At 30.8% G+C, this 18,057-nt stretch carries 18 protein-coding genes; 8 read left to right on the forward strand and 10 right to left on the reverse strand.

From position 1 onward, the window contains the following. Window positions 1-34: 34 nt before the first annotated feature. From bamA to CW731_RS13535, 5 genes are all read right to left on the reverse strand, one after another. A complete protein-coding gene (gene bamA / locus CW731_RS13515; RefSeq protein ID WP_100947719.1) occupies window positions 35-2,593 on the reverse strand; it encodes an outer membrane protein assembly factor BamA in 2,559 nt (852 codons plus the stop codon). Between the two features lie 7 nt (window positions 2,594-2,600). Continuing rightward, window positions 2,601-3,344, reverse strand: a complete 744-nt coding sequence (locus CW731_RS13520; protein ID WP_100947219.1) for an isoprenyl transferase — start codon at window positions 3,342-3,344, stop codon at window positions 2,601-2,603. 6 nt (window positions 3,345-3,350) lie between these two features. Beyond that, window positions 3,351-4,028 (reverse strand): DUF6089 family protein, encoded by a 678-nt coding sequence (locus CW731_RS13525; RefSeq protein WP_100947220.1) that lies wholly within the window; start codon window positions 4,026-4,028, stop codon window positions 3,351-3,353. A 106-nt stretch (window positions 4,029-4,134) separates the two neighbouring features. Further along, window positions 4,135-5,034 (reverse strand): NAD kinase, encoded by a 900-nt coding sequence (locus CW731_RS13530; RefSeq protein WP_100947221.1) that lies wholly within the window; start codon window positions 5,032-5,034, stop codon window positions 4,135-4,137. Between the two features lie 58 nt (window positions 5,035-5,092). Further along, window positions 5,093-5,752 (reverse strand): CBS domain-containing protein, encoded by a 660-nt coding sequence (locus CW731_RS13535; protein ID WP_100947222.1) that lies wholly within the window; start codon window positions 5,750-5,752, stop codon window positions 5,093-5,095. A gap of 60 nt (window positions 5,753-5,812) precedes the next feature. Between CW731_RS13535 and CW731_RS13540 the strand changes: the two genes are divergently transcribed. From CW731_RS13540 to CW731_RS13550, 3 genes are all read left to right on the forward strand, one after another. Beyond that, the gene (locus tag CW731_RS13540; protein WP_100947223.1) at window positions 5,813-6,526 is read left to right on the forward strand and encodes a pyridoxine 5'-phosphate synthase; all 714 of its coding nucleotides are present in this window, start codon (window positions 5,813-5,815) and stop codon (window positions 6,524-6,526) included. Window positions 6,527-6,614: 88 nt separating this feature from the next. After that, window positions 6,615-7,388 (forward strand): alpha/beta fold hydrolase, encoded by a 774-nt coding sequence (locus tag CW731_RS13545; RefSeq protein WP_100947224.1) that lies wholly within the window; start codon window positions 6,615-6,617, stop codon window positions 7,386-7,388. A 165-nt stretch (window positions 7,389-7,553) separates the two neighbouring features. After that, entirely contained in the window at window positions 7,554-8,414 is an 861-nt protein-coding gene (locus CW731_RS13550; protein WP_100947225.1) for a phosphatase PAP2 family protein, read from the forward strand. A gap of 15 nt (window positions 8,415-8,429) precedes the next feature. On the opposite strand, the gene CW731_RS13555 is transcribed toward CW731_RS13550, so the two are convergent. Together CW731_RS13555 and CW731_RS13560 are read right to left on the reverse strand one after the other, a co-directional pair. After that, complete coding sequence (locus CW731_RS13555) at window positions 8,430-8,666, reverse strand: hypothetical protein (RefSeq protein ID WP_100947226.1); 237 nt, start codon at window positions 8,664-8,666, stop codon at window positions 8,430-8,432. A 3-nt stretch (window positions 8,667-8,669) separates the two neighbouring features. Continuing rightward, window positions 8,670-9,275, reverse strand: a complete 606-nt coding sequence (locus CW731_RS13560) for a thiamine diphosphokinase (protein WP_100947227.1) — start codon at window positions 9,273-9,275, stop codon at window positions 8,670-8,672. A gap of 74 nt (window positions 9,276-9,349) precedes the next feature. On the opposite strand from CW731_RS13560, the gene CW731_RS13565 reads away from it, so the two are divergent. The 5 genes from CW731_RS13565 to CW731_RS13585 are packed head-to-tail and all read left to right on the forward strand — an operon-like array spanning window position 9,350 to window position 13,665. Beyond that, window positions 9,350-10,438: a diphosphomevalonate/mevalonate 3,5-bisphosphate decarboxylase family protein gene (locus CW731_RS13565; RefSeq protein WP_100947228.1), complete on the forward strand. Its 1,089-nt coding sequence runs from the start codon at window positions 9,350-9,352 to the stop codon at window positions 10,436-10,438. Window positions 10,439-10,443: 5 nt separating this feature from the next. Beyond that, the gene (locus CW731_RS13570) at window positions 10,444-10,845 is read left to right on the forward strand and encodes a toxin-antitoxin system YwqK family antitoxin (protein ID WP_157812235.1); all 402 of its coding nucleotides are present in this window, start codon (window positions 10,444-10,446) and stop codon (window positions 10,843-10,845) included. A 53-nt stretch (window positions 10,846-10,898) separates the two neighbouring features. Next, on the forward strand, window positions 10,899-11,825 hold the full coding sequence (locus tag CW731_RS13575; RefSeq protein WP_100947230.1) for a mevalonate kinase: 927 nt from the start codon (window positions 10,899-10,901) through the stop codon (window positions 11,823-11,825). Between the two features lie 8 nt (window positions 11,826-11,833). Next, window positions 11,834-12,751 (forward strand): geranylgeranylglycerol-phosphate geranylgeranyltransferase, encoded by a 918-nt coding sequence (locus CW731_RS13580; RefSeq protein WP_100947231.1) that lies wholly within the window; start codon window positions 11,834-11,836, stop codon window positions 12,749-12,751. Window positions 12,752-12,789: 38 nt separating this feature from the next. Beyond that, window positions 12,790-13,665: a pseudouridine synthase gene (locus CW731_RS13585; RefSeq protein ID WP_100947232.1), complete on the forward strand. Its 876-nt coding sequence runs from the start codon at window positions 12,790-12,792 to the stop codon at window positions 13,663-13,665. A gap of 185 nt (window positions 13,666-13,850) precedes the next feature. Here the strand turns inward: CW731_RS13585 and hutG are convergent, their stop codons facing one another. Genes hutG through CW731_RS13600 form a run of 3 tightly spaced genes read right to left on the reverse strand, consistent with a single transcriptional unit; the run spans window position 13,851 to window position 18,056 of the window. After that, window positions 13,851-14,816 (reverse strand): formimidoylglutamase, encoded by a 966-nt coding sequence (hutG, locus tag CW731_RS13590; protein ID WP_100947233.1) that lies wholly within the window; start codon window positions 14,814-14,816, stop codon window positions 13,851-13,853. Between the two features lies 1 nt (window position 14,817). Then, window positions 14,818-16,059 carry an imidazolonepropionase gene (gene hutI, locus CW731_RS13595; protein WP_100947234.1) on the reverse strand — a complete coding sequence of 414 codons (1,242 nt, stop codon included), beginning with the start codon at window positions 16,057-16,059 and terminating at the stop codon, window positions 14,818-14,820. Beyond that, complete coding sequence (locus CW731_RS13600) at window positions 16,059-18,056, reverse strand: urocanate hydratase (RefSeq protein ID WP_100947235.1); 1,998 nt, start codon at window positions 18,054-18,056, stop codon at window positions 16,059-16,061. Before CW731_RS13600 ends, hutI begins: the two co-directional genes overlap by 1 nt. Between the last annotated feature and the right edge of the window lies 1 nt (window position 18,057).

Here is an 18,057-nt window from a genome sequence, read left to right on the forward strand (position 1 = left end):
AAAAAACTTTTGACATTACAAATGTACAGTTTTCTTAGAATTGTCTTCCGATAATAAAATGTGTTTGCCAACCAGATTTTTCTGTTTGCCCTGGTAATGGATCAAAACCATGAGCAAAATCGATTCCTAATAATCCAAAAGCAGGCATAAATATTCTTACACCTAAACCAGCTGATCTTTTTACGTTAAACGGATTAAATGTGCTAAAATTGTCATAAGAATTACCAGCTTCTAAGAAACCTAATGTATATATAGATGCAGAAGGAGAATCTGTAATAGAATATCTAAGTTCTAATTGAAATTTATTATAGATGGTTCCTCCAGATATTGAAGACAATCTATTGTTCTCATAACCTCTTAAACCTACTGTTTCTCTACCATCTAATTGAAACTGTGCAATACCATCTCCACCAACAAAATAACGTTCGAAAGGTGTTTGTCCTAATTTATCATTGTAAAAACCTAAGAAACCCATTTCTGCATTGGTCATTAAAACCAATTTATCTGTAAATGCAGTGTACCATTTACCTTTTGCATTTAACTTGTAATATTCTAGCCATTTGTATTTATCTGCAAGAAAATCATTTTGTTCTTCAGCATTTAAATTAGTAGGTTCTGAGTAATCTTTATTACTAAATAAAGAATAAGGCAATGTTGCTTTTACACCAAATGAGAATTCCGAACCATATGTTGGGAAAATTAAACTTGGTCCTGCAGAGCTTCTACTTATGTTTAAACTGTAAGATAAATTATTAAGAGTACCATTATTTAAAACATTATCTCCAACTCTAAAACCATAATTTTGTAATTGAAAACTTTGGTAAGAAATAGTTTGTGATAGTTGGAAAAAATCATCTGGCCATTTTAAACGTTGTCCTAGACCTACAGAAGCACCTGTAATACCTAATTTCCTACTTCTATCAACATCATATGTTTGAGGGTTTAACTGATATTGGTTTGACTGATATACAGAAAATGATAATGATTTTGGTTTTTTACCACCAAACCATGGTTCTGTAAAAGAAAAACTATAAGTATTATAAGTTCTACTAGATTGTAACCTTAAAGATAATTTTTGTCCATCTCCTGTTGGTAATGGTTTGTATGCTTCTTTATTAAAGATATTTTTTATAGAGAAGTTATTAAAAGACAAACCTAAAGTACCAATAAAAGATCCACCACCATAACCCCCTTGTAGTTCTATCTGACTACCACCTTTTTCTATAACATTAAAATTAATGTCTGTAGTTTTATCTTGGTAATTTGGAACAACATCTGGGGTTACATTTTGATCGAAAAACCCTAATTGACCAATTTCTCTAATAGATCTAATAATCTCTCTTCTGCTAAATAAATCTCCTGGTTTTACACGTAACTCTCTAAAAATCACATGATCATTTGTCTTGTCGTTTCCAGAAACTGTTACTTTTTTAATACGTGCCTTCTCATCTTCTCTAATTCTAACTTCTACAGTTATAGAATCATTCTCTACTTTTGTTTCTACTGCATTTACTTGAGAAAATAAATAACCATTATTTTGGTATTCTGAAGAAATATCAAAAGATGTTGGAGTTCCATCTCCACTAACACGTTCTTTTAAGACAGCTCCATTATAAATATCTCCTTTGTCAATTCTTAAAATTTGGTGTAACTGCTCATCTGTGTATTCTTTGTTACCAACAAATAATATTTCTGCAAAACGATATTGTTTGCCTTCTTCTAAATCTATATTAATATCTATAGTGTTATTATCATCATTCCAAGAAATAGCTTCTTTTAGAATACGTGCATCTCTATAACCTAATCTGCTATATTTATCTAAAATACTTTCTAAATCTTTTTGATATTCTTCTTCTACATATTTAGATGATTTCCAGAAACGACCAAAAAACTTTTCCTTGGTGTTTTTCATCGACTTTCTAAGTTTCTTTCCAGAAAGTGCTTTGTTACCAGTAAAATTAATGTCTTTAATTTTAATTTTTTTTCCTTTATCAATAAACACAGACATGTTCACTATATTAATGTCTGAGGTATCTTTTTGAACATTTAAAGAAACTTTTGTTTTTAAGAAACCTTTATCTGTATATTTTTTTGTGAAGTAATTTTTGGTAGTAACTAACAAGTTGTCTGTTACCATTTTTCCTAGTTTAAGCTCTGTTTCTTTGAGAAGATCTTTCGCTTTAGACTTTTTTATACCATTAATTTTTATTTGATTTAATTGCGGAAGTTCTTGCACATCTAACTGAAGATATACTGTATTTCCGTCAATTCTTGCCAAATAAACATCTACATCGCTAAATTGCTCACTTTCATATAGCTTTTTAATAGCACTTGTTAGTTTATCTCCAGGAAGTTTAATGGTTTGTCCGTACCTAAGACCTGTAAAAACCCTTACAGTTTCTTCGCTAAATTTTTGGAGTCCTGTTACGGTAATACCTCCTAAAATATATTCTTTCCCTTTTTCAAAAGAAATGTTTTTATTAGCTATCGTATCTTTCTTGATTACAGATAAACTATCATTTTTAACTTGTGCATTGGTGCTGTAAGTAGAAAATAGTGCTATAAACACTATTGCTGCAAAAAATAATTTCATAAAAAGTTTATTCTGTAATTTGTTCGCTTGTTTTTCCAAATCTTCGTTCTCTATTCTGATAGTCTATAATTGCATCGTAAAAATGCTCTTCTCTAAAATCTGGCCAAAGTATATCTGTAAAATATAATTCGGCATATGCCATTTGCCATAATAAGAAATTACTAATGCGTTGTTCTCCACTAGTTCTTATCATTAAATCAACGTCGGGCAAATTAAACGTATATAAATGGTTATTTATAGTATTTTCATTAATTTCTTCTAAATTAAGTTCTTTATTAACAACTTTTTTAGATATATTTTTAATTGTGTTAACAATTTCTTCTCTAGAACCATAACTTAAAGCAAAAGTTAAAACAATATCTGTATTGTTTTCTGTTTGAGTTATAACATCGGTTAAAACCTTCTGGGCTTTTTTTGGAAGGCTAGTAATTAAGCCAATTGCATTTACTTTAACGCCATTTTTCATGAAGTCTGGTAATTCTTTTTTTAAAGAATTAATTAACAAGCTCATTAAAGCATCTACTTCTAGTTTAGGGCGGTTCCAGTTTTCTGTAGAAAAAGCGTACAAAGTAATAGCCTCTACATTTACTTGAGAAGCTGCTTTTACACATTCTCTTACGGCAGTTAGGGCATTTCTGTGGCCAAAAATTCTATTCATCCCTTTACCTTTTGCCCAACGGCCATTACCATCCATAATAATGGCAACGTGTTTTGGTACTTTTTGTAAATCGATACGTAGTTTTTTATCCATATGTTTTTATAATCCTTGTGTATAACAAGCGGGTCTGCCAAAGGTGTAAATTAAAGATACTCCTGTAAACATATACCAATCATTACTATTTCCTTCAATATTTAAATTTGTGTTTTTTTCTGATGTAAAATCTAAATCATCTTTAAAACTATATCTAAACTTTGTTTCTAATGAAAAAGCAAAACTACCAGATAATTTAGATTTAAAACCAACACCTATTGGTATTGCAAATGCTGTCTTTTTATCAAAAATATTCTCATCTGCAGGGTTTTGACCTTTCACATAAGAGTAATTAAGTGCCGCAAGTTCTACTAATATGTATGGTGTCCAGTTTTTATCTTCTGATGAAATATCATATTCATAAAAATTATATTCCATTCCTAAAGCCAATTCATTTATTGTATTAGAAAAATTTAAACCCCTATTTTTCCTGAAATTAGTATCGGCATTTGCATCGTTTCCGCTTATTGGTAAATAGGAAAAAGTTCCTCTTAGTGCAATTCTAGGGTTGTAATTATATTTAAAAAACACGTTACCTGCCAACTGATTTGGGTAGATGTAATTTGTTCTACCAATATCACCAACATAGTTTGTGCCTCCTAAAGAAAGTCCAATTTCATACACCTGTCCTAATACAATTGAGGAAAAGCTAATAAATACGATAAATAAAATTCTTTTTTTCATTCTAGAAAATAGCGAGCAAATATAGGAATTTCAATCTGCTTTATAAAGTTAATACTCAGTCTTTTTTGAATAACAACTTTTCTGCCCTTTTATTGTTGTAAGTTGGTTAAAGATTTGTTTCATTTCGAGTGTCTTCTCCCCACAACAATTTGCTGCGCAATGTTTGTAAAAAAGATTGATTGTTTGGAATGATACTTTTGATAGTAAATGATGCTTTTTCGATAAAAACTTTTGTATTTTCTGTAACCGTAGTAATTCTAGAATCTAATGAGATTAAAAATTCTTTTTCTCTAGAATCTACCTCTAGTTGAATAGAAGTTTCATCAGAAATTACCATAGATCTTGCGGTTAAATTATGTGGTGCAATTGGTGTAATTACTAAATTTTTAGAATTTGGTGAAATTACGGGGCCGTTACAACTTAAAGAATAACCTGTAGAACCAGTTGGTGTTGCAATTATTAAACCATCTGCCCAGTAATTGGTTAAGTATTCATTATTTAGGTTGGTTCTTACGCCAATCATAGAAGTGGTGTTTTTTCTTGCAATAGTTACTTCATTCAAAGCAAAATTAAGTTCAGAAAATTCTTTTGTACTAGGAGATGTTTTTATTGATAAAAGAGATCTTTCTAGCACAGAGTATTCTCCTTTTAAGATGAGTTCGATGCTTTCTTTAATTGTTTTTTTATTGATGGTTGCCAAGAAACCCAATCTACCAGTATTTATGCCTAACATTGGTATTCCCAAATCTCTAATGTAAGTAACGGCTCTTAAAATGGTACCATCTCCACCTAAAGTAAACATGAGATCAAAAGAATCATTTAGGTCCTTGAAATGAGAAAACGTAGGGTATTTTTTATCTAAAATTGCGCCTTCAACTAATAAATTATAAAACTTTTCCTCTATAAAACAAACAATATTATTCTTTTCTAAAACCCTCAAAAGAATTTTAATTTCTTTCTCTGCTGATATGGAATAAGATTGTCCGTAAACTGCTACTTTTTTCAAATCTATAAATAATTTTAATCTTCTTTATTATTTTTTCTACTGTATCTCTTCAATAAATTTACATTTCTAAATATCTTTGTAAATAATCAGATCTGTTTTTTAAATCTTCTAAATAGATGTCGTTTTCGTGTGTAGAAATTATTTTATAATCATATCTTCTACAAGTGTGTATAATTTCATGAATATCTTCTGTGCTGATTTTAAGTGTGACTTGCACTAAACCTTGCTGCTTTTCAGAAATATACAAACCTAATAATTTACCTCCGTTAGATTCTACAATTTGGGTAACTTCACTCATAGAATAATCGCTTTCTAATTTTTCTATAATTAAGGTTTCGCTATCTTCAATCATAAACGGACTTGTAGAAAAAACATCTAGAACATCACATAAATCATAATAACCTATGTATTCTTTTTCTTTATTTATAACAGGAATAACGTTGGTGTCATTGTCTGCGAAAATCTTTAAAAGCTCTAAAACAGTTGCTTTTTCATCGGCAAAAAAAGAATTTAACAAATGTGTGTAGGCTACTAGTTCATCCGATTTATTCTCTATCGTTTGAATATCATCTTGCGCAAAACACCCCAATATTTTATTATTTTCTATCACAGCAAAATGTGTAATAGGGAAATTGTCAAACAACTTCTTAGCAGCTTTTACACTGCTTTTTAAGCTCAATGGTTTTATTTCATTTAGTATGTAGTCTGTAATATTCATGCTCTACGAATATAGGATAAAATGATTTAATAATTTATCTTTGTCGTCTAATTTTAGACAATGACAAAGTTAAGCGTAAATATTAATAAAATAGCAACTTTACGAAACTCTCGTGGTGGTAATGTACCAAATTTACTGAAAGTTGCAGCAGATATAGAAAGTTTTGGTGGAGAGGGAATAACCATTCACCCAAGACCAGATGAAAGACATATTCGTTACCAAGATGCCAGAGATTTGGTTGCAGTTGTAAAAACCGAATATAATATTGAAGGAAACCCGATTCAGTCTTTTATAGATTTAGTTTTAGAAACAAAACCAACACAAGTAACTTTAGTGCCAGATTCTATACACGCAATAACGTCTAACGCAGGTTGGGATACTATAAAACATCAATCTTTTTTGCAGGAAGTAGTGAAAGAGTTTCAACAAAACGGAATTAGAACTTCTATTTTTATAGACACCGATTTAAAATTGATTGAAGCTGCCGCAAAAACAGGTGCCGACAGAATAGAATTATATACAGAGGAGTTTGCAACGCAGTTCGATTTAGGAAACAAGGCAGCAATAAAACCATATACAGAAGCAGCAATTGTAGCACATGATTTAGGTCTAGGGATTAATGCAGGGCATGATTTAAGCTTAGAGAATATTAAATTTTTTAAAGAGAATATACCTAATTTGGCTGAAGTTTCTATAGGACATGCGCTTATTGCAGAAAGTTTGTATTTAGGTTTAGAGAACGTTGTAAATATGTATTTACACCGATTGAAGTAGTTTTCAGTTGGCAGCCTCAGTAAACAGTTGCAAATTTCATTTCGAAATAACAAGTTAATACTAATAGTCTAAAAATCTAATAAACTAAATGTCTACAAACCTAATATTACATGCTACTACAAAAGGCGAAGGAATTCCATTATTAATTTTACACGGTTATTTTGGAATGTCTGATAACTGGAAAACTTTAGGAAATCAATTTTCTGAAGATTTTGAAGTGCATTTAATAGATCAAAGGAACCACGGACGTAGTTTTCATGAAGATGAGTTTAATTATGAAGTTTTGGTGGAAGATTTGTTCAACTATATTCAGCATCATAAATTAGAAAAGGTCTACATAATTGGGCATTCGATGGGCGGAAAAACAGCCATGTTATTTGCAGTTACGTATCCAGAATTAGTAGAGAAATTAATTGTTGTAGATATTTCTCCAAGAGAATACCAACCACATCACAACGCAATTTTAGCAGGTTTAAATTCCATAGACTTTTCTGTGGATAATTCTAGAGGGAAAGTAGATAAAAAGTTAGCAACGTTAATTCCAGAATTAGGTGTGCGTCAATTTTTGTTGAAAAATGTGTATTGGGTAGAAAAAGGACAATTAGGATTTCGATTTAATTTAGAATCTCTAACAGAAAATAATTCAGAAGTTGGCGACGCTTTGCCTCCATTTACTGTTTTTGAGAAGGAGACATTGTTTTTAAAAGGAGAAAAATCAAATTATATTACAGAAAACGAAGAACCTATTATAGAGGCACATTTTCCAAACTCAAAAATTGTGGAAATTAAAAATGCTGGTCACTGGTTGCATGCTGAAAATTCGAAGCAATTTTATTCTGAAGTTTGTGCTTTTTTGAAGTAATCTTTTAAAATTAACTACAATTTCATTTAATTAATTGTTGGCTTTTTTATTTTTAGATTAAATGGGTTTCGGTAATAGTTGGTAACGAAATCATTAATTTTTAAGGATGGAGCAAACTAAATTATATAAGATAGTTTTATCTTTGAGGCTTTAATATATTCATAAATGAAGAAATTATTTACACTTTTATTTATTTTGGTTTTCAGTTTAGCTTATTGCCAAACGACTAATACGATAAATCTAAATTTTCAAAAAGACAGAAATACATGGCAAAAACTTACCTATGATTTAGGTAATATGGCTGGTGGAATGGGATACGCATACACAAGACCCTTGTATTGGAAAAAGAAACAATTGGCAAATTTTGGTTATGTAGCTGCCGGAACCGTTGCTTTATATACAATAGATGACAATGTAGATACTTGGGCAGATGGTTGGCGAAATGATGTGCCACGATGGTTAACGGACTATGGAAACGATATTGGGAGTCCGAATAATAATTTTATGCTAACAGGTGCAGTTTATCTAACCGGTTTGTTTACAGATAGCCCGAAATTAAGAAGAACGGGAGTCTTATTAATTTCTTCTGCGGCAGCTTCTGGTTTGTTGCAACAAATTTCTAAAAGAATAATTGGTAGAGCAAGACCAAAAACAAATGTAGGTAAAGATGTTTTCGACCCTTTTCATATAGATAGAGTTTATAATTATGACTCTTTTCCTTCTGGACATGTAATGTTGGGTTTTACAAATGCCTATGCAATTGCAAAACATTTCGAAAGTCCTTGGGTAAAAGCAGGTTTATATACAATTGGTTCTATACCAGGAATTAGTAGAATTATAGATCGTTTTCATTGGATTTCGGATGTTGCTTTTTCCACTGCAATTAGTATTTTTATAGTGGAAGCGATTGATCGATTTTTAGATACAAAATACGATCAAAAATACAACGACCAAAGAAAACAAAAAAAGGTTGTTTGGGATCTGCAAGTAACGCCTCAAAGTTTCGGTGTAACTATGAATTTTTAAATGCAAATAGATTTTTTACTCAGCTATTTCTCCACGATGTGGTTTTAAAGCATCTCTAAATATTTTCATGTTTGTTTCATCTACAATAATAAATGCAGAAGAAAACATTGGATTCATTTCTAAAATAGCAATTTCATGAAAATTTAATTTCTCTAAATCTGCAAATTCCCTCAAGTGAATGGTGTGGTGTTTCGCTGTTTGTTTTGCATCTTCACCTCTAAAATCCCATAATAATTTTATTTTCTTACTCATTATTTAATTGTTTATAAAAATAAATAAGTCACCCGTTTTAAAACTGACTTCTATTTGATTTTCTATTGCTTTATTTCTAGTTCCTATTCTTTTTCCGAAAACTAAATCTTCTTTATTTAAAGAGTATTGTAAGCCTTTAGTAGTGATATCTGTAACCTTAGGAAACGGAACTAAAGAAACTATTTTGTGTTTGCAATTGTTTACAATCGTTTTTTTATCCGCTAAAAAGTACTTTCCATGGTTATCGAAAAAAGTAATTTTTAATTTCTCTTTCCACTGTATTGCAGTGTTTAGGTTTCCTAAAAAATGATCTTGTTCTTTTCCACTCGCACCAAAGATATCAATAGTTTCGTGTCCTTTGTTAAAAAGAATTTGAAGTATTTTATCGAAATCTGTAAAATCTTGATCTGGTGTTTCTATCACTTCAATTTCCTCTGGAATATTTTCTAAAGAATCAAAATCACCAGAAATAAAATGAGGTGTAATTTCTTGATCTTTTAAATATTGATAAGCGCCATCTGTTGCACAAATAATATCGTAATTAGATACATCTGGCATTTTTTTTGGCTTTTCTCCATTTAATAACAAAAAAACTTTCTTGGTTTTCATGAAAGCAAAAATACAAACAAAACTCAATTAAACTTTACGTGAAATAGTTTTATCTTTGATGCAAATTTTAAACTTTGAATACAGCACAATTTATTCCAAAAATACTTTCAGAAAAAATAGCAAAAGCAAGTTTTACTTGGCAAACACCAAGTAATATTGCGCTGGTAAAATATTGGGGGAAAAGTAATCCACAAATTCCTAAAAATGCTTCTATTAGTTTTACTTTAAATAATTGTCATACAATTACTAGAATAGATTTTTCGAGAAAAGAAAGAACTACAGAAGTAGCTTTCGATTTGTTTTTTGAAGGAAAAGAAAAGGAAGAATTCAAGCCTAAAATTGCCGATTTTTTTAAAAGAGTACAAGAATATTGTCCGTATATTTTCGATTATAAAATGACAATTAATTCAGAAAATTCTTTTCCACATTCAAGCGGAATCGCTTCTTCAGCAAGTGGTTTAAGTGCAATTGCAATGTGTTTAATGAGCTTAGAGCAAGAATTGAATTCAGATTTAACACAAGAATTTGTGAATAAAAAAGCTTCTTTTCTAGCACGTTTAGGTTCTGGAAGCGCAAGTAGAAGTATCGAAGGCCCTTTGGTTGTTTGGGGAAATCACCCGGAAATTGAAGGAAGTTCAGATCTATTCGGAATTCAGTTTCCTTATAAAGTACATTCAGTTTTTGAAAATTATCAAGATGCAATTTTATTGGTAGACAAAGGAGAAAAACAAGTTTCTAGTACTATCGGTCATAATTTAATGCACAACCACCCTTATGCAGAAAATAGATTTCAACAAGCGAATGAAAATTTATCTAAAATGTCTAAAATTCTTCAAGAAGGAAATTTAAAAGACTTTATAAGTTTGGTGGAAAGTGAAGCATTAACCTTGCATGCAATGATGCTTACGAGTAACCCTTATTTTATTTTGATGAAACCAAATACCTTAGAAATCATAAATAAAATTTGGGAATTTAGAGCATCAAAAAATAGTAATATTTGTTTCACTTTAGATGCAGGCGCAAATGTGCATGTTTTATACCCAGCCAATGAAAAAGAAACTGTGAATGAATTTATAGAGAATGAGTTGGCAAATTACTGTCAGAAAAAGCAGTATATTTATGACTCAGTAGGTTTTGGGGCAAAAAAGCATAACACAAAATAAATTTTATGAGAATTATCTTAATACTTTTATCTATTAGTTGTTTTTCGATAATGGATGCAGCTGCCCAAGAAAAAAATTGGTTTGATGCTAATGGAAACTCTTCAACTAAAGAAAAAGCAGTTTATTACAGAATATCTTTCAATAACAAAATTGAAAATAAACTTATTGTAGATTATTATATTTCAGGAGAAAAAGCCAAAGAGTTTTTTTTTGTAGAAGGAAGTAAAGATGGCAAATTTATTGAGTTTTATGTTACAGGTGAAGTGAAAACTACCGGTAAATTTGAAGATGGTTATAGGGATGGAATGTGGAAAACCTACGATAAAAATGGTAATATTAAAGAAAAAGGGAAATACGATAAGGGTAAAAAAGTAGGTGTTTGGAAAAATTTTTACAAGAACAATTAAAAATAATTTGTTAACATATAAAATCGTATTTTTGCATTGTTATAAAGAAAACTATGAAAGGACCATTATTTTATGCTAAAATTTTGCTGTTTGGAGAATACGGAATTATAAAAGATTCTAAAGGTCTTGCAATTCCTTATAATGCTTACAGAGGAGCTTTAAAAACTTCGAAAAACCTTTCAGGAAAATCATTAGAATCTAATGGTAACCTACAACGATTCTACACCTATTTATCTGCTTTAAAAACAGATTTAGTCTCATTTAATTTAGATGCTTTTAAGAAAGACATTCAAGACGGAATGTATTTTGATTCTTCAATACCACAAGGTTATGGTGTTGGTAGTTCTGGTGCTTTGGTTGCTTCTATTTATGATGAATATGCTGCGAACAAAATAACGGTTTTAGAAAATTTAACAAGAGATAAATTGTTGAATTTAAAAGCAGTTTTTGCTTTAATGGAATCTTTTTTTCATGGAAAAAGCTCTGGTTTAGATCCTTTAAATAGTTATTTAAGCTTACCAATATTAATTAATTCTAAAGATAGTGTAGAACCAGCAGGAATTCCTTCACAAAAAGAAGGGAAAGGAGCGGTTTTCTTATTAGATTCAGAACAAATTGGTGAAACTGAGCCAATGGTAAACATCTTTATGAATAAGATGAAAAATGAAGGTTTTAGAAAAATGATTAGCGAAGAGTTTTCAACAACAACAGATGCTTGTATTGAAGATTTTTTGCAAGGAAACGTAAAATCTTTATTTGGTAACGTAAAATCTTTATCTAAAATTGTTTTAACCAATTTTAAACCGATGATTCCGGATGCTTTTCATAAAGTTTGGGAAAAAGGAATCTCTACCAACGACTACTATTTAAAATTATGTGGTTCTGGTGGTGGTGGTTATATTTTAGGTTTTACTGAAGATTTTGCAAAAGCTCAAAAAAGTTTAAAAGATTACAAGCTAGAATTGGTTTATAGATTTTAGAACGCTTTATGAGTACTTTAAAGGCAAAACAAATAATACTTAAATTTCTCAGTTTATTTTCCGCAGTTAGAGGATACAATATTTTAGTATTAATAGCTGCCCAATACTTAGCTGCTATTTTTATTTTTTCGCCAACAAATTCTTTAAAAGATGTTGTTTTCGACCTTCATCTATTGTTTTTAGTATTAGCTTCTGTTTTTGTAATTGCTGGCGGATATATCATCAATGATTTTTACGATGCAAAGGTTGATAAAATAAATAGGCCTGTAAAAGCGGGTTTAGATAATTACGTAAAACAGTCTACAAAGTTACGATTATACTTTTTTTTAAATTTTATTGGTTTTTGTTTCGGAATTTTAATTTCTTGGAGAGCAGCATTGTTCTTTGCAGTGTATATATTTGCAATTTGGTTATATTCACATAAACTAAAAAAACACCCATTTATTGGTGTAATTTCGGCAACGGTACTTACTGTTTCGCCTTTTTTTGCTGTATTTGTTTACTTCGGAAATTTTTCAAAAATAATATTTGTCCACGCAATTTTCTTGTTTTTAGTAATTATGGTGCGTGAATTAATTAAAGATTTGCAAAACATAAAAGGTGCCATTGTAAATAATTACAAAACCTTTCCTGTAGTTTATGGTGAAAAAAAAACAAAACAACTGTCTATTTTATTATTACTTTTTACCATCATTCCAATCTCAATTTTATTTAGTTATCCTGCATTAAGCTACATGCGTTACTATTTCTATTTCGCTTTAGTAACCTTGTTGTTTGTCGGTTTTTACCTTTGGAAATCAAAAACCAGAAATCATTACAGAACACTGCATAATATTTTAAAACTTTTGTTGTTTATTGGTGTTTTATGTTTAATTTTTATTGACACTTCACTACTTTTAGATAAAGTAATTAATAGATTGAACTAGAATTCAAGAATATAACTATCTTTGCAAAAATTTTTATAATGAATTCAAATAGAAACTCGTCGAGAGGACGACAAGAAGGTAAAAAAAGTACTCCTCTAAGTAGAAAAAGTAGTACAGCAAGTAAAAAGAGCACTCCTTTAAGTAGAAAGAGTCCTAAAAAAACTTTTACCAAAATTAAAGAAGCGCCAAAATCTGATGAATCATCAGGAATTCGCTTAAACAAATATATTGCCAATTCTGGTATCTGTTCTAGACGTGAAGCGGATACATATATCGAGCATGGTAGTGTTGAAGTAAATGGGAATTTGGTAACCGAAATGGGGTACAAAGTACAGCCTGATGATGTTGTACGTTTCGACGGAACAAGCATTACGCCAGAACAAAAGAAATATATTTTACTGAACAAACCTAAAAATTACATTACTACGATGGACGATGATCGTGGTAGAAAAACAGTAATGGAATTGATTTCAAATGCATCAAAGGAGAGAATTTATCCTGTTGGGCGTTTAGATAGAAATACCACTGGTTTGTTGTTGTTTACAAATGATGGAGATTTGGCTAAAAAGTTAACGCATCCAAAACATGACGTACGTAAATTATACCATGCTTCTTTAGACAAGAAGTTAGAGTTAAAAGATTTAGAAAAATTACGTGGAGAAGTAATTATTGAAGGTAAAAAAGTATTTATTGATGCTATTTCTTATGTAGACGGACAACCAAAATCTGAAGTGGGAATCGAGATTCACTCTGGTAGAAACAGAATTGTACGTAAGATTTTTGAACACGTTGGGTACAAGGTAAATAAATTAGATAGAGTAATTTTTGCTGAATTAACTAAGAAAAATTTACCAAGAGGTAGGTGGAGAGAGTTAACAAACCAAGAAGTAAGTAATCTTCAAATGTTGAAGTAATTCTATACGATTAAAAAAATAAAAACCTTTTAGAAGTTAAATTCTAAAAGGTTTTTTTATGCGTTTTAATCTGATAAAAGAAGTCTTTTAAGTTGCATTCACATCTCTTCGAGCGCAGTCTAAAACTTATTAAGAATCAATATTTTTTTTATTGATTAAGAGTTGATTTGAAATTTCATCTCATTTTATGCATTAAAAACCATGAAATCTATCAATCTTGCAGCTAAACTAGCAGTATGACCATCAATATCTAAATCTGGGTTTAGTTCTGCAATATCACAAGAAATTACTTTTTTACTTTGGAATAAAAATGGTAGTACTTGATATACAAAACTAGGTGTAAAACCAAGTGGAGAAGGAGCACTAACCCCAGGAGCAAAAGCTGATGAAAATCCATCTAAATCAATAGTAATGTATAAATAATCTACATTTTCGATAAAAGCATCAAGTTTCTTTTTTAAGGTTGAAGTAAAGGTTTCACAATCAAAACTAGAAACATAAGGAACATTGTTTTCTGCTGCAATTTCAAATAGTTCTTTCGTGTTCGATTGTTGCTGAATTCCGATTGCAAAATAACGAGCATTTTTATTTTCGGTTAATATCTGGTTGAAAGGTGTGCCTGAATTTGGTTGTGTTTCAACTGTTCTTAAATCGAAATGAGCATCAAAATTTATAATCCCTATCTTGTTTTTTGTCGATGATTTTAGAGCGTCTTTAATCCCGTTAAAGTTGGCGTACCCAATATCATGTCCGCCACCAATTGCAATTGGTAAAATACTATTCGTAATTAACTTACTAATGGTTTTAGAAAGTGCTTTCTGGCAATCTTCTAGATTATTATCAAGACAGATTACATCACCAAAATCTGTAATCTTTTTGTTCTCAAAATGAATTGGAAGTTTCCCTAATTTATTTCGTACGCTTTTTGGTCCTTTTCTAGCTCCAATTCTACCTTGGTTTCTTAGAACTCCTTCATCACAAACGTACCCAACAATACCAATATCAGTAGAATTATCAACCTTAAAATCTTCAATATTAGAAAACAATATTTCTTGATGCCAATATTGATTATCAAGTTTAGAAATTCTGCCAGAATAATTTTCTTTATTTCCAGCTTTATAATCGACTTTTAAATCTTCAAAAAACTCCATTTTATGATTTTTTAATTTCTGTTCCTTTTAAAAATACGCTATCAATTTGATGATTACCAAAAGAATATGGAATAAAATTATACGAATTAATTTCTTTAGTCAAAATTAGATTTGCAATTTTTCCTTTTGTAATAGAACCAACTTTATCTAATGAATTCATAGCATAGGCACCGTTGATTGTAGCTGCATTTATAGCTTCTTCGGGTGTCATTTTCATTTTAATGCAAGCAGTAGCAACTACAAAATTCATGTTTCCAGAAGGCGTAGAACCAGGATTGAAATCTGTTGCTATAGCCAACGGCAAACCAGCAGTTATCATTTTTCTAGCAGGCGTATACGGAATACTTAAAAAATAAGAACAACTAGGTAAAGCTACAGGCATTGTTTTCGTGTTTTTCAACACTGCTATATCTTCATCTCGCATTTCTTCTAAATGATCTACAGATAATACATTATTTTGAACTCCCGCTTCAATTCCGCCAATGGCAGTAAACTGATTTACATGAATTTTACCAACCAAACCGTGTTTTTTTCCGGCTTCTAAAATTTTTTTGGTATCATCCACAGAAAAATAGCCCGTTTCACAGAAAATATCTATAAAATCTGCTAAGTTTTCTTTTTGAATTGTTGGTAGAATATCTTCAATCAGCATTTGTAAATATCCATTTTTGTTATCTTTATATTCCGCAGGAACTGCATGAGCACCTAAAAAAGTAGCCTTTATTTCTATTGGATAATTTTCTTTCAACCTTTTAATAACACGAAGTATTTTAAGCTCTGCATCTTTTGTTAAACCATAACCAGATTTTATTTCTACAGCACCGGTTCCTAATTGAATAATTTCTTCCAATCGAACCTTACTTTGGTTGTATAAATCTTCTGCTGAAGTTTGTTGAAGTTTTTTAGCAGAGTTTAAAATTCCGCCGCCATTATTCGCAATTTCCGCATAAGAAAGTCCATTTATTCTATCTACAAATTCACCTTCTCTATTACCAGCGTACACCAAATGTGTATGAGAATCACACCAAGAAGGTAATATCATTTTTCCTTTTGCATCAATGGTTTTAACGTTGGTTTTAGGGCAATTTTCCATCAAGCCAAAATCTGCAATCAGTCCATTTTCAACTAATAGAAAAGCATTTTTAATAGTTGGTAAAATGTTCATTTCTTTACCAGAAAGAAAATCTACAGAATTCTCTCTAACCTGAATTAATTCTTTGATATTTATAAAAAGTACATTCATTAAAATAAATCTTTTAAGAGGTTTTCTTCTACTAAATTAGGCAAAGTAACTTTTAAATTGGGTGTTCTTTCCATTTCTCTTTTAATAGCGAAAATAGCTTCATCATTTCTTGCCCAACTTCTTCTAGCGATTCCGTTATTCACGTCATAAAAAAGCATGTTTTTTAACTTCTCTTCTGCTTCTTTTGTACCGTCTAACAACATTCCGAATCCACCATTCATTACTTCTCCCCAGCCAACGCCACCTCCATTATGAATAGAAACCCAAGTTGCGCCTCTAAAACTGTCTCCAATTACATTGTGTATTGCCATGTCTGCAGTAAATTTACTTCCATCATAAATGTTAGATGTTTCTCTAAACGGAGAATCTGTTCCACTAACATCATGATGATCTCTACCTAAAATAACTGCGCCAATTTCTCCTTTTGCAATGGCATTATTAAAAGCTTCTGCAATTTTTATACGTCCTTCTGCATCTGCATATAAAATTCTTGCTTGTGAGCCAACCACCATTTTATTTGACTTTGCATTTTGTATCCAAGTAATGTTGTCTTGCATTTGCAGCTGAATTTCTTCTGGCGAATTTTCCATTAATTCTTGTAAAACACTTGCTGCAATTGCATCTGTTTTATCTAAATCTGTAGAGTTTCCAGAAGCACAAACCCATCTAAAAGGACCAAAACCATAATCGAAACACATAGGACCTAAAATATCTTGCACATAAGAAGGATATTTAAAATCGATGTTATTTTCTGCCATTACAGCTGCACCAGCTCTAGAGGCTTCTAATAAAAATGCGTTTCCGTAATCAAAAAAGTAGGTTCCTTTTTTTGTGTGATTATTTATGGATTTAGCGTGTCTTCTTAAAGATGCTTGTACTTTTTCTTTAAATAACTCAGGATTTTCTCTTATTAAAATATTAGACTCCTCGTAAGAAATATCCGCAGGATAATAACCACCCGTCCAAGGAATATGAAGCGAAGTTTGGTCTGAACCAATATGAATAAAAATATTTTCTTTGTCAAATTTCTCCCAAACATCAATAATGTTTCCAATGAAAGCAATAGAAACGACTTCGTTGTTTTTTTGTGCTTCTAAAGTTCTTTTAACAAGAATATCTATATTATCAATTAAAACATCTACCCAACCTTGTTCATGTCTTTTTGTAGCTGCTTTTCTATTTACTTCTGCGCAAATTGTTATACAACCAGCAATGTTTCCTGCTTTAGGTTGTGCACCACTCATGCCGCCTAAACCTGCTGTTAAAAATATTTTTCCACTCGGATTTTCTTCTTTCTTTAATATTTTTCGAAAAGCATTCATTACCGTAATTGTGGTTCCGTGTACAATTCCTTGCGGACCAATATACATAAACGAACCAGCTGTCATTTGTCCGTATTGTGTTACTCCCAAAGCATTAAATTTTTCCCAATCATTTGGTTTTGAGTAATTAGGAATCATCAATCCGTTTGTAACTACAACTCTCGGGGCATTCTTAGACGAAGGAAACAAACCCATTGGATGCCCAGAGTATAGATGTAGCGTTTGTTCTTCGGTCATAATAGCTAAATAATGCATTACTAAAAGATATTGTGCCCAATTCTGGAAAACGGCCCCATTACCTCCATACGTAATTAATTCTTCTGGATGCTGTGCAACATCAGGATTCAAATTATTATGAATCATTAACATTATGGCTGCGGCTTGTTGTGTTTTTGCGGGATATTCTGTAATTGCTCTTGCAAATATTTTATAATCTGGTTTGAATCGATACATATAAATTCTACCAAACTCTTTTAATTCATTCGCGAATTCAGTAGCTAATTCTTGGTGCCATTCTTTTGGAAAATAACGCAACGCATTTTTAATTGCTAGCTGTTTTTCTTCCACAGATAAAACATCTTTCCTTTTCGGAGCTCTATTTGTATCTTTCGGATAGCTTTTTTTAGCAGGTAAAATTTCAGGAATTCCTTGTAAAATTTGTCTTTTGAATGTCATA

This window comes from Polaribacter sp. ALD11, from assembly GCF_002831685.1.
Lineage (GTDB): Bacteria > Bacteroidota > Bacteroidia > Flavobacteriales > Flavobacteriaceae > Polaribacter.

Coding starts and splice junctions, on each gene's coding strand:
- CW731_RS13555 (WP_100947226.1), bottom strand. CDS start 8,666: ATGAGTAAGAAAATAAAATTATTATGGGATTTTAGAGGTGAAGATGCA.
- CW731_RS13520 (WP_100947219.1), bottom strand. CDS start 3,344: ATGGATAAAAAACTACGTATCGATTTACAAAAAGTACCAAAACACGTT.
- CW731_RS13570 (WP_157812235.1), top strand. CDS start 10,444: ATGAGAATTATCTTAATACTTTTATCTATTAGTTGTTTTTCGATAATG.
- CW731_RS13525 (WP_100947220.1), bottom strand. CDS start 4,028: ATGAAAAAAAGAATTTTATTTATCGTATTTATTAGCTTTTCCTCAATT.
- CW731_RS13545 (WP_100947224.1), top strand. CDS start 6,615: ATGTCTACAAACCTAATATTACATGCTACTACAAAAGGCGAAGGAATT.
- CW731_RS13550 (WP_100947225.1), top strand. CDS start 7,554: ATGAAGAAATTATTTACACTTTTATTTATTTTGGTTTTCAGTTTAGCT.
- CW731_RS13580 (WP_100947231.1), top strand. CDS start 11,834: ATGAGTACTTTAAAGGCAAAACAAATAATACTTAAATTTCTCAGTTTA.
- CW731_RS13600 (WP_100947235.1), bottom strand. CDS start 18,056: ATGACATTCAAAAGACAAATTTTACAAGGAATTCCTGAAATTTTACCT.
- hutG (WP_100947233.1), bottom strand. CDS start 14,816: ATGGAGTTTTTTGAAGATTTAAAAGTCGATTATAAAGCTGGAAATAAA.
- CW731_RS13540 (WP_100947223.1), top strand. CDS start 5,813: ATGACAAAGTTAAGCGTAAATATTAATAAAATAGCAACTTTACGAAAC.
- CW731_RS13575 (WP_100947230.1), top strand. CDS start 10,899: ATGAAAGGACCATTATTTTATGCTAAAATTTTGCTGTTTGGAGAATAC.
- CW731_RS13560 (WP_100947227.1), bottom strand. CDS start 9,275: ATGAAAACCAAGAAAGTTTTTTTGTTATTAAATGGAGAAAAGCCAAAA.
- CW731_RS13535 (WP_100947222.1), bottom strand. CDS start 5,752: ATGAATATTACAGACTACATACTAAATGAAATAAAACCATTGAGCTTA.
- CW731_RS13585 (WP_100947232.1), top strand. CDS start 12,790: ATGAATTCAAATAGAAACTCGTCGAGAGGACGACAAGAAGGTAAAAAA.
- bamA (WP_100947719.1), bottom strand. CDS start 2,593: ATGAAATTATTTTTTGCAGCAATAGTGTTTATAGCACTATTTTCTACT.
- hutI (WP_100947234.1), bottom strand. CDS start 16,059: ATGAATGTACTTTTTATAAATATCAAAGAATTAATTCAGGTTAGAGAG.